This is a genomic window from Rheinheimera sp. SA_1 (assembly GCF_001669775.1).
Classification (GTDB): domain Bacteria; phylum Pseudomonadota; class Gammaproteobacteria; order Enterobacterales; family Alteromonadaceae; genus Pararheinheimera.
In genome coordinates, this window is sequence record NZ_LXWK01000015.1 from 599,115 (window position 1) to 612,342 (window position 13,228).

Here is a 13,228-nt window from a genome sequence, read left to right on the forward strand (position 1 = left end):
GTTAAATGCAGATGTTTGGGGGATGATCGCTAGTTTTTGCGGCGGTAGATAATCCCTGGATTACAGCGGATCATTTCAAAATCGGTATTGATGCTGGATAAGGATTCAGAAGCGCCCAAAAACAAATAACCACGGGGATTTAACGCTTGCGCGAATTGACGGATAATTTTCGCTTTGACTTCAGGTGAGAAGTAAATCAATACGTTACGACAGAAAATAATGTCAAATTTGCCCAATAAGGTATAGCTGTCGAGCAAATTTAAATGACGAAACGACACATTCTTCCTAACTGGATCTTTTACCCGCATCATGCCATTTCCACTATCCTCAAAGAACTTGCTACGCCGTTCCGGAGATAACCCGCGAGACAAAGCCAAACCATCGTATTCGCCCCGTTGACAATGTTCGAGCATGGCATTGGAAATATCAGTGCCAAGAATTTGCACGCCCAAACTAAATGCTGAAGGCTTAAGCTGCTGATATTCAAGACCAGTCATCGCAATCGAATAGGGTTCCTGCCCGGAAGAACTGGCTGCCGACCAAATTTTGACGGTTCGATGATCTTTTTCCAACTCTGGAAGAATTTGCTTCTTTAGCAGTTCATATGGGTAGGTATCACGAAACCACAATGTCTCGTTCGTGGTCATCGCATCGATCACTGCGGAACGAAGTTGCCGCTCAAAAGGACTGAGTGTTTTTGAGACTAAATCTGACAAACTTGCCAGATTAAACCGCAACATCAAAGGGCCGAGGCGGCTTTTCACCAAATACTGTTTATTATCACCAAGCACGATGCCACACTGCTGTTCCAGAAAGTCCCGGAACAACTTATATTCACTGTCATGCAGCTCTTTATTCAAGACAGCACCACCATTGTTTAATCAGCATGTAACCACTTACGTACCGAATCCCCGAGTTCGTCCGGGTTAAATTTGGCAATAAAATCATCAGCGCCAACCTTTTGAACCATTTGCTGATTAAAGACCCCGCTTAATGATGTATGCAATATAACATGCAGTTTCTTGAGTTTTTGGTCCATGCGGATTTCTGCAGTCAATGTGTATCCATCCATTTCGGGCATTTCAATATCTGAAATTAACAGACCAATTTTTTCAGTCACTGAATCCTGGCAGCTTGCGGCAACTTCCTGCAGATAAGTGAGTGCTTCACGTCCATTCTTCACCAGATGCATCGTGACACCGAGGCTTTCTAATGCGCGTTTGACCTGATTACGAGCTACTGCAGAGTCATCAGCAATCAAGATAGTGCGCTCACCAAGATCGGCCATGATACTTTCAGTTTCAATATTGCCGGTAATCGTGGTAGGTGATGGTGAAATTTCTTCAAGGATTTTTTCTACATCAATAATTTCAACAAGTTCGTTGTCGATTTCAGTGACTGCAGTCAGATAACTTTGCCGGCCACCTGTACCTTTTGGCGGAGGCATAATGCTTGACCAGTTAATATTGATGATGCGTTCGACCGAATTCACCAAAAATCCTTGTACGGATCTATTGTATTCAGCAATAACGATAAAACTGTCTTTCGTATTTTCGATCGGACGACCACCTGTTGCCAGACTTAAATCAATGACAGAAATAGTCTGGCCACGAATGTGGGCAATACCGCGTACAAATTTGTTTCTTTTAGGAATAGCGGTCAGCGGGGGGCATTGCAATACTTCTCTGACTTTAAACACATTGATACCAAACCGCTGCCTGCCAGCTAACCGAAACAGCAATAATTCCAATCGGTTTTGCCCAACCAACTGCGTTCGTTGGTTGACAGAATCAAGAATACCGGCCATTTGTGACTCCCCAGAGAAGTTCAGGATCGATTCTTGCAGCAGATAATTGAAAGCGGCAAGTCACTGAAAAATTGACATACTTGGTATGTTATAACCCTTTGCCGATAAAGCATAGCTGAAACAATATGAAAATGTACGATAAATTTTTGCCGGAATTCCGCCATTTGCAGGCCTTGTTTACTGGCGTTGCTTTGCTGAGTTGGGGAGTCTCTGCAACCAGTTATTCAATGTCGGATTTGACGACACACACCACAACATGGCTGGAGCAGCAAGCACCGGATCCGTCTGTCAATAAGTTAAAAATTCAGGTCTATCCACTGGACAATCGGCTACCGGATAAAAACTGTGAACAATCTTTGCAAATGTCTTTAGTGAACGTACAACTGCAGCGTCAAAATACTGTCAGAATTCAATGTCCGGACACCGGTGGCTGGCAATTGTTCGTATCAGTGAAAGTTAGCCAGTTGGTAAATGCGGTGGCAGTGACCCGGCAATTAGCAGCCGGTAGTTACTTAAGCAATGACTTACTGGTTCAAACCGAAACCGAACTTTTGCAAAGCCGTGGCGCCTTAGTAAAGGAAGCTCAACTTATTGTTGGGGCCAGAACAAAAAAAGCGCTAAATTCCGGTCAAATAATAACCCAAAACGATCTTTGTCTTGTATGTAAGGGAGATGTTGTTACAATTGCAGGAGTATCAAACGGACTCTCAGTGACAACACAGGCTACCGCCTTACAGGACGGCACTTTAGGCGATGAAGTCAGAGTGCAGAACCTACAGTCAAAACGGGTTGTTACAGCACAAATTACCGCAGTAAAACGAGTTGAAATTAAATTATAAAAAATCCTAAAGTTTTACTGACTGCTGCCGTTAAAATGATCAAGGAATAGACCAGTGGGTCTGATGAGGGGGTAAATTATGGCTATCAATGTAAATCAAGGTGTGCAAACCACACCTGCGGTGAAAACCGATAAAATCGATCAAAACATTCAAAAACAGCAAGATGCTCAGCAACAAGCGACGTTGAATGCACCGACACAAAAACAGGATTCAGTATCTCTGACCACTCAGGCTCAGCAGTTTACGAAAGCACAAGAAAAAGCCAGCGGCAGCTCTGGCATCGATCAGAAAAAAATCGATGACATCAAGCAGGCGATTGCTGAAGGCAAATACAAAATTAATGTCGAACAACTGGCGAAACGCATCGTTCAGTTTGAAGGCGAGTTGTTTAATAAAAGATGATTGAACCCTCCCTCATCCTGTCTTTGTTAAACAAACAACAAGAGCACCTCCAGGTGCTTTTGTCGTTATTAAAATCTGAGTTAGCTGCCATTTCTAGTCGCGACGTAGAGAGACTGGATCAAGGTTGTGTGTCAAAAGTGCAACAGTTGGAATTGATCCAACAACTTGACCAGCAAATTTCCGAACTGCCTCAACTTGCTGAACTAAAAAACCAAAGCTGGTTTAGTGATGCTGTCAGTCAGTTAGATAATCTGCTTGAGCAATGCAAAGAACAAAATGAAGTAAACCGGCAAAGTGTTGAACAAAGCCAGTTAGTTGTGGAACGATTTAAACATGAAATTCTACAGAATCGCGGTAAAGCCGGACTGACCTATACCGCCAAAGGCAAGCCTGCTGTTGACAGTATTGGTAAAGGTATCAAAGCCTGAATTGAATTAGCTCAAATCAACGTTTTAGCTCCGCCGCCATCGAACCATCCTGCAATACTCAGTGAACCTAAATTGTATTAATAATACTTCACTGCTTTGACTCGCCGCACTGGCTGCGCATTTTGATATAAATCATAAACTTGCTTGAAATCTAACTCCATCTCTGTCGCATAGAACTGGCCGACAGGATAGGTTTTCACCACACGTGCACCACGGATGACCCCCTGCAAAGAGGCTTTGAGTTGCTCGTTACCCATTGCAGCCTGGGCCATCGTTACTTTGTAATCTATTTTTTGTCCATACACTTGCTCTGCGAGCTCTTTGTACGCTTCAAGTTTTGAAGCTTTCATCGCCATCAGCATTTTTTGATCGTCACTCTCTGCTTGTTGCGCTGAAACCGGCGCATACCCAATGGCTTTTAACACTGGAAATTGCTCTGGCGGCACCGATTCCCACTGCACTTCTTTGTCCATAAATACACTGCAACCAGATAAAAGTGCTGCGCTCAGGAGTATTAACATGGATCTGTTCATTCTGACCTCGTGGGAAAATATCGGTAGTATTGTTCGCATTTACCGGCTATCAATCCACTGCAGAAATCGAGCCAAAATTCACTAGATATACAGCAGGCACGTAAATTGCTTTAGCTTGTTCAAGATAATGTGGAGAGTAGCAACATGCGGACAATTGGTGGTTTAATGCTGGTCATGCTGGCCGGACAAGCCCAGGGGCAGTGGTACGAAACGACCGGCCAGGCGACCATCCGCAATGGCGATCAGGCCGCTGCCCGGGCTCAAGCCACGGAAGACGCCGTCAAACGGGCGCTGTTGTTTGCTGGCGTTTCTATTCGCAGTGTACAGCAGGTAACTGACGGACTTTTGACGCAAGAAAGCACCCAGGTTAAAAGTTTTGGTGAAATCCAACAAGTGCAGCTGGTCACCGAGCGAGCGCACAATGGTGTGTTTGAGGTGACCATTCGAGCCGATATCTTTCAGACGGAACCGGCTTGCCCCACCCTCTCTTACAAGAAAAAATTACTCATCACGCCTTTTAAGCTAAAACTACCCGAACAAGCGGTGGTTGGTGAATTATTTGAACTCGGCAAAGTCAGCAGCAAGTTGTTCAGTGACAAACTCAGTGAAATCAGTCAAAGCAGCTGGCCACAGCAACTCAATAATCCAATCAACGGCCAAAATTTAAGCTATCAGGAACGCCAGGCAGTTCAGCAGCAATATGGTGCCCGTTACATTTTGTCAGCAACGCTGGATGATGTGTCTCTGGGAGAAACCAGTGGCACCAATTGGCAGTTCTGGTCCAATGCTGATCGGGAAAGGTTTTTCCACATTGATGTGGCGCTGTTTGATCTGGTTGATGAACGGATGGTGTTTCAGCAAAAATACCAGACCTCAGCCATTTGGTCTGTCCGAAAAAGTACAGCGTTGGATCCACAGTACCAACGGTTCTGGCGTACCGATTACGGTAAAGCTGCGGAGCGGATTTTAGATGCTGCAGTGATGGATGTTGAAGAAGCAATTCGCTGTGAGCCATTATTAGCCGATGTGAAGCAAGTGCGGCAAAATCAGGTACTGCTGAGTATTGGCTCGGCGCATGGTGTGAAAGTTGGTGATAGTTTTACGCTCATTCATCGACGTGAACTGACGGATAACTTTGGCAATGCACAGGAATTATTAACGCTGACGCCACTGGTCGTTCAGGTGACCCAATTGAGTCATGAAACTGCCTGGGCACAAAGTATCAATAATGAATTGCTGGCAAATATTCAGGCTGGTGATTTGGCCTCTGTTGCAGCACAAGCCGAAACCGAAGAAAACGATTCAGTGTTTCCGGAAGCTCAGCAGTAAATCAGCAACCAGCCCAGGCAAATGGCGGCCCCAACAGGAATCGAACCTGTAACTGCCCCTTAGGAGGGGGCCGTTATATCCATTTAACTATGGGGCCGGTGAAGTAAATTTTTCAGTTTTCGCGGTCAACTTCTTCCGCCAACAGCACAAAGCTACATGCCAGTCAGCGGTCGCCATGCTGCTAAAATTCCACGCAGTTGTCAATCGAAGCTTTTATTTTCTGTATGAAATTCAGGCAACTGGCGAACGTTGCCTGAGATGAAGGTTGATCCTGCCAAGCAATTACACCGATTACGGCTGAATTTGTTGTAGCACCAAATGCGGAATAAGGGTTGAAGTGGCGGCTATTACTTTGTGCTGAGAGACAGACACCACCCGACTATGGATTTGCAAGCCACGTTTGGTTGCTACCACGGTTCCGGTCAGGATGTAATCCATCCCAACGTTTTGCTGTAATTCTTTAATATCTCGTGATAATGCGAGATCGCCGGCCGGGCCAATGGTAATACCTCGTGTTAGTTTGTATTCAATCACATCCACCCCATATTGCGGCAACAAACTAACCATCGCTTCAGCGAACTGGTTGCCTACGGCTGTGGTTTGTCGCAGCGTTGGATCAAATTCAACAAAACTGGTCACACCCACTTTGGCACCACGTAAAGCTTCAAAACCAGCCAGCTTAAATGCAGCCTGCGCTGCATAATCCATCAATTCTTTACGACTGTGCTGCAGCTGCGGATAAGGCGAGGCTGGTAGTTCAGGTGCAAATACCTGCCCGGATTCTGAAGGCAGTACCCGGCGCTGCAGGCGTCCAGCGGTCAATTGCATAATAGGTTTTGCATTTGGGTCTGCCAGCAATTGATCAAACTGGGAAGGCTCATTGGCACTATTGACCGGTGTTGCTTCCTGCATTGGTCTGGAATTAATCACTTCTAACCCTGAACTACCGACCTGCTGCGAATTTTCTGCTGAAGCCATACTTTCAGCCTGCATTTCATCGGCGATAGAAGTAGCTGCCGTATTGTCCGACGTAGTTTGATTGGTGCCGGCAGTTTTGGCCGGCTGGCAATCACACAACTGACTACAGGCGGCTAACTGCGTCAACAGCAAAACCATTCCAAGGTTACGCATATTATTCACCTTGTTTCAGATAAAGTTTACCTGGCAGTGCCGACGGTTGAATCGCGCTGACCACATGTTGGGGTACAAAGCTCTGGGCGCTGGCCAGCACTTTTTTACTGGCGACCGATACAATCCGTGCATTGACCAAAGTACCGCCTTGGTGCTGCACTAACGTGCCACCAAGCACATATTCAATCGGTTGCTCTTCTCGTAACTCCATAAAATCCCGGCTGAACACAAAATCGCCTTTTGGCGTCACCCGAATAAAATCAGTGGTTTTGAAATCGACGACATCTAATCCAAACTGATGAATTTCATGCATAAATCCTTCAGATAGCTGATTGCCGAATAAATCGGTTTGATCATAAGCACCATCAAGGTACACAAAGCTGGTGACACCAATGATCATGCCCTGCTTAACCATATCCAGATTCGCCACCAGGTCGTGCATCATGCCCTGCACATAGTGATTTACATTCACGCCAACCTGCGGCTGATAATGCTGCTGCATTTTCTGCGCGCTCATGCGGGTTGCCTGATAGGCGGCACCGTCATAGAGACCCGGTGTCACATAGAGCGGCGAACTGTTTTGAACTGAAGGCAGTACTGGCGCTGCCACTGCACCAGCTGGCTTGGCCGGTTGTGGCGCCCCTTGTAAAGCTACATCATGACGAGCTGGCGGGCCTTCAGCTTCCATTTGCGCCTGTTGCGCTTCATCAAAAGCACTAAAAGAAGAACAACCGACAACGGCCAGACTCAGACCGGCGATGACGAGATGCTTAGTTAAATGAGTTTTCATAAGGCTGAAATCCTGTGTTAGTCGCCACTGCGATACAGTTGTTGCTGGCGTAACTGCACTTTTTCGGCACTGCCAAGCACATTGGCCGGCACCAGATCCGATGCAGCGGCAATAATGGTATTACTTTGGATATCGACCAACCTGGCATTCACTGTAGTGTAATTTTCGGCTTGATTGAGTGTCCCGGCAATGACGTAACGTACCGATTGCTGCGTGGCAAGTTCAGTGATATCACGGCTTAAGATCCGTTCATGGTCGCTATACACCTTCACCTGCGAGGCTAAACGAAGCTCTTTCACCTTGTAACCGCGCTGACTGGCCACGGTTAGCATGCTTTCCTGCAGCTGCAGCCCTAATAAATTCATCGACAGATTATAGGGATCCGGTGCCAATGATTTCAGCTCGGTGAAACTAACGACCGCAATAGTGCCATCCGGAATAGGGCCCAAATCCTGAAACAGCCGATCGGCTATGCGTTCGGTGTAATACAGCACCGGCGTGATGGCAACTTGTTGCTCAGTACGGGCAGAATGCTGCCGCTGCGGTTCCTGCGCACAACTGCTGATAAGCAGTAAACAGATCACCGATAACATTGATTTAAGCTGGATCATTCTAAGCTTCCCCTTGGGTTGCCGCTGCTGCGCACGACGGTTACACCCGACTTTATTACCGCATACATCAATCTATAGCGGCAAGTCGAACTGTTGATGATAGTTCGACTTGAGCAAAATCAATGCCAGCATTAGCACTGACGCCGGCAGATAACCACGATATACTGCGCCGCTTTTTTACCTTGACGGCAAATTCCGCAACAACAGGCGCTGATGATGACGAAGAACTACTGTGGTATTGATTTTGGCACTTCCAACTGTACCGCCGGCTGGCTGAATGGCAATGAACCAGAACTGGCATTGATGGATGGCGACAGCCGCTATCTGAGTTCTGCGCTTTACATCCAAAGACGTAAAGCAGATGACAATGATCAGCATCATGACAGCGATGAGCCTTATATCAATGAAAGCCTGCATCGGCTGCTGGCGCAGGATGCCAAAGTCTTTCTGGGCCAGGCGGCGCACCAGCATTACAGCTCGGATCCGTTGGCGGGCGTATTTATCCGATCGCCAAAATCAATGTTGGGATCACGGCTCACCCCGGCACAAAGTCTGATATATCGGCAGATTTGTACCTTATTACTCAAAGAAATCAAACATAAAGCCCAGCAACACAAGCAAATTACCGAAGCAGCCGCCCTGGACTACGCGGTTTTAGGTCGTCCGGTGCATTTTCAGGGCATTGATGGCGCTTTGGGCGATGAACGCGCTGAAGCTATTTTGCGCCAGGCTGCGGCCGATGTTGGTTTTCGCGAAATTCAGTTTGCTTATGAGCCGGTCGCGGCTGCAATGGAATTTGAACGGAGTTTAAGCAAAGAACAACTGGTACTGGTAGTCGATATTGGTGGTGGTACCAGCGATATCAGTTTGATCAGGCTTGGTCCACAACGCATGGCGCAATTGGATCGAAGTAGCGATTTGCTTGGCCACGCCGGTCGGCGGATTGGCGGTGTTGATATGGACATTAAATTAGCCATTTACAGCCTGATGCCATTATTAGGCCGCGGCACACAAGCCCTTACCGGCCGACCGCTGCCAAATTCGTTATTTAGCGATGCGGTGAATATTATTGATATTCAGGCGCAAGAGAATTTCTACCGGCCACAAACTAGCGCTGAAATTCAGCAATTACTGTTACAGGCGAAAGAGCCGGCCAAAGTAGCCCGATTGCACCAGCTTTATCAACAGCATTTAAGTTATTACCTGGTGCAGGCAGCAGAACAGGCCAAAATTAATCTGGCGGATCAAACTGATACCGAAGTGTCGCTGTCAAGGGTGGAACCGGATCTGGCACAACTGATCAGCAGCGCACAGCTGGATCAAGCGATTTATCAGGAATTAAACGGTATTCAGAAACTGATTAGTCAAAGTATGTCGGACGCCAGCAGCAAACCCGATTGTATCTTCTTAACTGGCGGTGCTTCGGCGGCGAAAGGGATCCGAGCGTTATTACAAACGATGTTGCCGGATATTCCGTTGGTGCATGGTGACCGCTTTGGATCAGTTGGCAAAGGTTTGTGTAGTATTGCTGCGCGCACCTTTCGCTAAAGGTATTTCGCAAAAGGTATTGCCAATCAGCCAAGCGAAGCCCAACAACAGCGGTGATTGCAGACAATTCCTGCAATCACCGCTGTTTCTGTCGCCAATCTTCACCGTTTTCCAGTTCCTTTTAGATTCGTTTTAGATAATGGACAGGCAAAGATGGTAGTTGGCGGCGATACCGGTTAGAATGCGCGACTTTTTTGTACAGCCCCCCATTCCGGCAGGCTGACAATATGTGGGGTTTTAGATGTCATTTTCGTTATTAGGGTTACAACCAGCCATTCAAAAAGCAGTCGAACAGGCGGGTTACACCCAACCGACCCCAATTCAGCAGCAGGCTATTCCTGCCGTGCTGGCGGGTCGGGATTTACTGGCCGCCGCGCAAACCGGTACTGGTAAAACCGCTGGTTTTGTGTTGCCAATTTTGCAACGTTTAAGCCAGACCAAAAGCAAACACCCGCGCCCTACCCGCGCTTTGATCCTGACGCCAACGCGTGAACTTGCCGCGCAAATCAGTGAACAAATTACCAAATACAGCCAATTCCTTGAGCCAAAACTGAAACACCTGGTGGTGTTCGGTGGCGTCAATATCAACCCGCAAATGATGGGTTTACGCGGCGGTGTCGACATTCTGACCGCAACGCCTGGCCGTTTGCTGGACTTAATTGGCCAGAACGCGGTGAAAATTAATGAAGTCGAAGTGCTGGTACTGGATGAAGCCGACCGCATGCTGGATATGGGTTTTATCCGCGACATTCAGAAAATCCTGAATTTATTACCAAAAGTGCGGCAGAACCTATTGTTCTCGGCCACTTTTGACAACGAAATCAAAAGCCTGACCAATAAACTTTTAAAAGATCCGCTGATGATCAACGTGGCGCCGGAAAACAGCACCGCCGAGAAAATCGAGCAAAAAGTTTACCATGTGACTAAAGGTCAAAAAACCGGCGCTTTAATTTCGCTGATTGAACAAAACAACTGGCAACAAGTGCTGGTGTTTATGGCGACCAAACACGAAGCCAACCGTTTAACCGAAAAATTAGAAGCCGCTGGTATTACGGCCGCCGCTATTCACGGTAATAAAAGCCAGAACGCCCGTACCGCTGCTTTAGCTGGTTTTAAAAGTAACGAAGTGCGGGTATTGGTAGCATCAGACGTTGCTGCCCGTGGCATCGACATTGCGCAGCTGCCATTTGTGGTGAACTTCGCGCTGCCACGTTCAGCTGCTGATTATGTCCACCGTATCGGTCGGACTGGTCGTGCTGGTATGACGGGCCTTGCTGTATCACTGGTGTGCCCGGATGAAATTCCACAGTTAAAACAAGTGGAAAAGCTGATTGGAATGAAAATTCCGGTGGCAGAGCTGAGCGGTATTCCGTCAAGCAATCACAACGATCACGACTTAACAGTACGTCCGCCGCGTCCGCCACGGCCACAAGCGAAAAAACCTGTAGCTGCCGGTCAAAAACCAGCCACAGCAGGCGGCGCCAAGCCAGCAGCACCACGTCGGCCACGCCCAGCTGGTGCCCCAGCTCAGCAACACAATGCTGGCGGCAATGGTCAGGGTCAACGCCCGGCACCACGTCGGAGCAACCCGGCGCCACAGCGTCAGGGTAATAACTAACAGTCGCTTGGATGACGATTCCATTCGCCGCGTCTGCAGCTTCAACAGAGCCTTTTGTTGAAACTGCAGTTGCTACAGTAAAGGAATCCTCATCAACCAACGATAACCCCGCCACTTTGGTCGGGCTTCGTTTAAATCAGGCGATTGCCCATAGTGGTTTATGCTCGCGCAAAGCGGCAGCCCGGCTGATTAGCGAATTGAGAGTCCTGGTCAACGGCCAGCAACAACCTCATCATTACCTTGTAAAAACCGGCGACCTGATCCAGGTCGATAGCGAAGCTTTGCCGCAAGCAGCTCCCCGCCAATGCTGGTTGTATCACAAACCAGTGGGTGTTGATTGTAATGTCAAAATGGACGATCCCAGCAGCATTGCGCAGCTACTGGCAACTTTGGCGTTGCGGTTGTTTCCGCTTGGGCGGTTGGATAAAGACAGCAGTGGTTTGTTACTGCTGAGTAATGATGGCGCTTTGGCGCATCGGCTGATGCACGCCGATCAGCTGCAGCAAAAAGAATATCGGGTGGAAGTGGATAAATTGGTGACTGAAGCCCAACTGCAGCAACTGGCTTCGGGCGTTAGCTGGCAGCTTGGTACTACGCTTTATCAGTCAGATCCTTGTATTGTTCTGGCCGACAATACGGTGCTGACGATTGTACTAACGCAAGGCTTAAACCGGCAAATCCGTTATATGTGCCGCGCTGTTGGCCTAAAAGTGCTGACATTACATCGGGTACGGATTAATCAGCTGCAACTCAGCGACGCTGTCGGTTGTTGCCGGCCTTTAACTGCAGATGAAATGTTATTGCTGACTGCATCGAGTTAACCTGTGTTATCTAGTGAGTCAGGCCGAGATATCGCGCGTACGACGGCGCAAATACCAACTCATTGCCAGCGTCACGCCATACATCAGCAGCGAAGCCATCACCACACCAGGCCAACCGGCGGCTTGCCAGAATGGATGCAGATACAGACCGCCGCTACTGGCGCCGACATAATAAAACACCAGATAAAGTGCACTGGCACTCGCTTTGGCGCGGGTTGCATGTTGATTGACAAAACCGGTCGCCAGACTGTGCGTCAGGAAAAAACCAAAAGCACTGATAAAAAAACCCAGTACGATGCCCCAAATTTGTGGGATTAACGTCACGACAGTTCCCAGCATCATAATGGCAATGCCAAGCGCCATGCCTTCAGGCGCTGTCAGTTTTTTACTGATCCGCCCCGAAATGGCCGAGCCTAAAGTACCGGTAAGATAAGTCAGAAACAGCAAGCCAATATATCCACTGCTCAGATCATATGGCGCTTGGGACAGTGCAAAGCTGATGTAAGTATATTGATTTAAATAAACAAAAAAGTTAAAGCCGCCAATCAGAAAGCACAGTAATAACACCGGCTGTCGCAAATGAAACCCGTTATCCGCCAGCGCCTGACGCAACGAAAAAGGTTTGGCAACAAAATGCTGCGACGGCGGCAAAAAACGCCAGAACATCACCACTAACAGCAAACTGAGCGCCGCCATTGGCCAAAACGCCCATTGCCAATGGCCAAGCTCAGCACAAAAACCGGCCAGCACCCGACCAGAAATACCACCCAGCGAACTGGCACTGATGTAATACCCAACTGCCGCAAGTAGTGCTGGTTTGCTCAGCTCCTCACCCATATAGGCAATAGCGATGGCAGGCAAACCGCCAAGGAAAAAACCCTGTACAGCGCGCCAGAATAATAACTGCGGATAAGTTTCGACCTGAGTAATAGCAACAGTCGCTGCAGCCATGCCGAGCAACGTCAGCCCAAGCAACTGCCGCCGGCCAAAGGCATCAGACAAAGCGCCATAAAACAACAGACTGACGCCAAGCGCCAGCGTCCCAATGGCATAACTCCAGCTAGTTTGCAAAGCACTCAGTGCAAAACTGCGACTGAGTTCAGGCAGCAGCGGCTGTAGCGCATGTAGGTTGGCGAACACCACCACAGCGGCAAAACTTAAGATCCAGGTGATCTGCCGATAGCGCGGGCTATTTTTGGCGTACGGCTCTGCCGGTGTTGCTGAGAAGTGATGAGACAAGAAAGGTCCTGTAGCAATACTCAAATTGCTATAACGCCAAGAAACTACACTGATTCTAAAGCAAAGCAGGTTTTGCTGCAGCACCTCTGCGTATCGATTTTTGACCTGCCGTATCCAATATATTCTGTGTAT

General features: G+C 48.0%; 14 protein-coding genes and 1 tRNA gene. 7 read left to right on the top strand and 8 right to left on the bottom strand.

The window, feature by feature from the left end; translation table 11 throughout:
* Positions 1-29: 29 nt before the first annotated feature.
* Together A5320_RS09995 and A5320_RS10000 are read right to left on the bottom strand one after the other, a co-directional pair.
* Positions 30-860: a CheR family methyltransferase gene (locus A5320_RS09995; protein WP_068063960.1), complete on the bottom strand. Its 831-nt coding sequence runs from the start codon at positions 858-860 to the stop codon at positions 30-32.
* A gap of 17 nt (positions 861-877) precedes the next feature.
* Complete coding sequence (locus tag A5320_RS10000; RefSeq protein ID WP_068063964.1) at positions 878-1,807, bottom strand: chemotaxis protein CheV; 930 nt, start codon at positions 1,805-1,807, stop codon at positions 878-880.
* 125 nt (positions 1,808-1,932) lie between these two features.
* Here A5320_RS10000 and flgA point away from each other — a divergent pair, with 125 nt between their 5' ends.
* From flgA to A5320_RS10015, 3 genes are all read left to right on the top strand, one after another.
* Entirely contained in the window at positions 1,933-2,646 is a 714-nt protein-coding gene (gene flgA / locus A5320_RS10005) for a flagellar basal body P-ring formation chaperone FlgA (RefSeq protein ID WP_068063965.1), read from the top strand.
* A gap of 78 nt (positions 2,647-2,724) precedes the next feature.
* Positions 2,725-3,048: a flagellar biosynthesis anti-sigma factor FlgM gene (gene flgM, locus A5320_RS10010; protein WP_068063967.1), complete on the top strand. Its 324-nt coding sequence runs from the start codon at positions 2,725-2,727 to the stop codon at positions 3,046-3,048.
* Positions 3,045-3,476, top strand: a complete 432-nt coding sequence (locus tag A5320_RS10015; protein ID WP_068063969.1) for a flagella synthesis protein FlgN — start codon at positions 3,045-3,047, stop codon at positions 3,474-3,476. The genes flgM and A5320_RS10015 overlap by 4 nt, the downstream gene beginning before the upstream one ends.
* Positions 3,477-3,553: 77 nt before the next feature.
* Here the strand turns inward: A5320_RS10015 and A5320_RS10020 are convergent, their stop codons facing one another.
* Positions 3,554-3,949 carry an LPP20 family lipoprotein gene (locus A5320_RS10020; RefSeq protein WP_231916703.1) on the bottom strand — a complete coding sequence of 132 codons (396 nt, stop codon included), beginning with the start codon at positions 3,947-3,949 and terminating at the stop codon, positions 3,554-3,556.
* A 204-nt stretch (positions 3,950-4,153) separates the two neighbouring features.
* Here A5320_RS10020 and A5320_RS10025 point away from each other — a divergent pair, with 204 nt between their 5' ends.
* Positions 4,154-5,338: a flagellar assembly protein T N-terminal domain-containing protein gene (locus A5320_RS10025; protein ID WP_068063974.1), complete on the top strand. Its 1,185-nt coding sequence runs from the start codon at positions 4,154-4,156 to the stop codon at positions 5,336-5,338.
* 22 nt (positions 5,339-5,360) lie between these two features.
* Here A5320_RS10025 and A5320_RS10030 read toward each other — a convergent pair.
* The 4 genes from A5320_RS10030 to A5320_RS10045 all read right to left on the bottom strand — a co-directional run bounded on the left by A5320_RS10030 (position 5,361) and on the right by A5320_RS10045 (position 7,870).
* Positions 5,361-5,435, bottom strand: a tRNA-Arg gene (locus A5320_RS10030).
* A 194-nt stretch (positions 5,436-5,629) separates the two neighbouring features.
* On the bottom strand, positions 5,630-6,469 hold the full coding sequence (locus tag A5320_RS10035) for a FlgO family outer membrane protein (protein ID WP_068063976.1): 840 nt from the start codon (positions 6,467-6,469) through the stop codon (positions 5,630-5,632).
* Between the two features lies 1 nt (position 6,470).
* Entirely contained in the window at positions 6,471-7,259 is a 789-nt protein-coding gene (locus A5320_RS10040) for a FlgO family outer membrane protein (RefSeq protein ID WP_197490056.1), read from the bottom strand.
* A gap of 17 nt (positions 7,260-7,276) precedes the next feature.
* Positions 7,277-7,870: a FlgO family outer membrane protein gene (locus tag A5320_RS10045; RefSeq protein WP_068063980.1), complete on the bottom strand. Its 594-nt coding sequence runs from the start codon at positions 7,868-7,870 to the stop codon at positions 7,277-7,279.
* A gap of 216 nt (positions 7,871-8,086) precedes the next feature.
* Between A5320_RS10045 and yegD the strand changes: the two genes are divergently transcribed.
* The 3 genes from yegD to A5320_RS10060 all read left to right on the top strand — a co-directional run bounded on the left by yegD (position 8,087) and on the right by A5320_RS10060 (position 11,857).
* Positions 8,087-9,418 (top strand): molecular chaperone, encoded by a 1,332-nt coding sequence (gene yegD / locus A5320_RS10050; protein ID WP_068063982.1) that lies wholly within the window; start codon positions 8,087-8,089, stop codon positions 9,416-9,418.
* Positions 9,419-9,659: 241 nt separating this feature from the next.
* On the top strand, positions 9,660-11,036 hold the full coding sequence (locus A5320_RS10055) for a DEAD/DEAH box helicase (RefSeq protein WP_068063984.1): 1,377 nt from the start codon (positions 9,660-9,662) through the stop codon (positions 11,034-11,036).
* 11 nt (positions 11,037-11,047) lie between these two features.
* On the top strand, positions 11,048-11,857 hold the full coding sequence (locus tag A5320_RS10060; protein WP_082971661.1) for a pseudouridine synthase: 810 nt from the start codon (positions 11,048-11,050) through the stop codon (positions 11,855-11,857).
* A gap of 18 nt (positions 11,858-11,875) precedes the next feature.
* On the opposite strand, the gene A5320_RS10065 is transcribed toward A5320_RS10060, so the two are convergent.
* Positions 11,876-13,096: an MFS transporter gene (locus A5320_RS10065; protein WP_068063985.1), complete on the bottom strand. Its 1,221-nt coding sequence runs from the start codon at positions 13,094-13,096 to the stop codon at positions 11,876-11,878.
* Positions 13,097-13,228: the final 132 nt, after the last annotated feature.

Excerpts from the sequence above, each read along its gene's own strand:
- A5320_RS10000 (WP_068063964.1), bottom strand. The coding sequence starts at position 1,807 with ATGGCCGGTATTCTTGATTCTGTCAACCAACGAACGCAGTTGGTTGGG.
- flgA (WP_068063965.1), top strand. The coding sequence starts at position 1,933 with ATGAAAATGTACGATAAATTTTTGCCGGAATTCCGCCATTTGCAGGCC.
- flgM (WP_068063967.1), top strand. The coding sequence starts at position 2,725 with ATGGCTATCAATGTAAATCAAGGTGTGCAAACCACACCTGCGGTGAAA.
- A5320_RS10015 (WP_068063969.1), top strand. The coding sequence starts at position 3,045 with ATGATTGAACCCTCCCTCATCCTGTCTTTGTTAAACAAACAACAAGAG.
- A5320_RS10020 (WP_231916703.1), bottom strand. The coding sequence starts at position 3,949 with ATGGACAAAGAAGTGCAGTGGGAATCGGTGCCGCCAGAGCAATTTCCA.
- A5320_RS10025 (WP_068063974.1), top strand. The coding sequence starts at position 4,154 with ATGCGGACAATTGGTGGTTTAATGCTGGTCATGCTGGCCGGACAAGCC.
- A5320_RS10035 (WP_068063976.1), bottom strand. The coding sequence starts at position 6,469 with ATGCGTAACCTTGGAATGGTTTTGCTGTTGACGCAGTTAGCCGCCTGT.
- A5320_RS10040 (WP_197490056.1), bottom strand. The coding sequence starts at position 7,259 with ATGAAAACTCATTTAACTAAGCATCTCGTCATCGCCGGTCTGAGTCTG.
- A5320_RS10045 (WP_068063980.1), bottom strand. The coding sequence starts at position 7,870 with ATGATCCAGCTTAAATCAATGTTATCGGTGATCTGTTTACTGCTTATC.
- yegD (WP_068063982.1), top strand. The coding sequence starts at position 8,087 with ATGACGAAGAACTACTGTGGTATTGATTTTGGCACTTCCAACTGTACC.
- A5320_RS10055 (WP_068063984.1), top strand. The coding sequence starts at position 9,660 with ATGTCATTTTCGTTATTAGGGTTACAACCAGCCATTCAAAAAGCAGTC.
- A5320_RS10060 (WP_082971661.1), top strand. The coding sequence starts at position 11,048 with ATGACGATTCCATTCGCCGCGTCTGCAGCTTCAACAGAGCCTTTTGTT.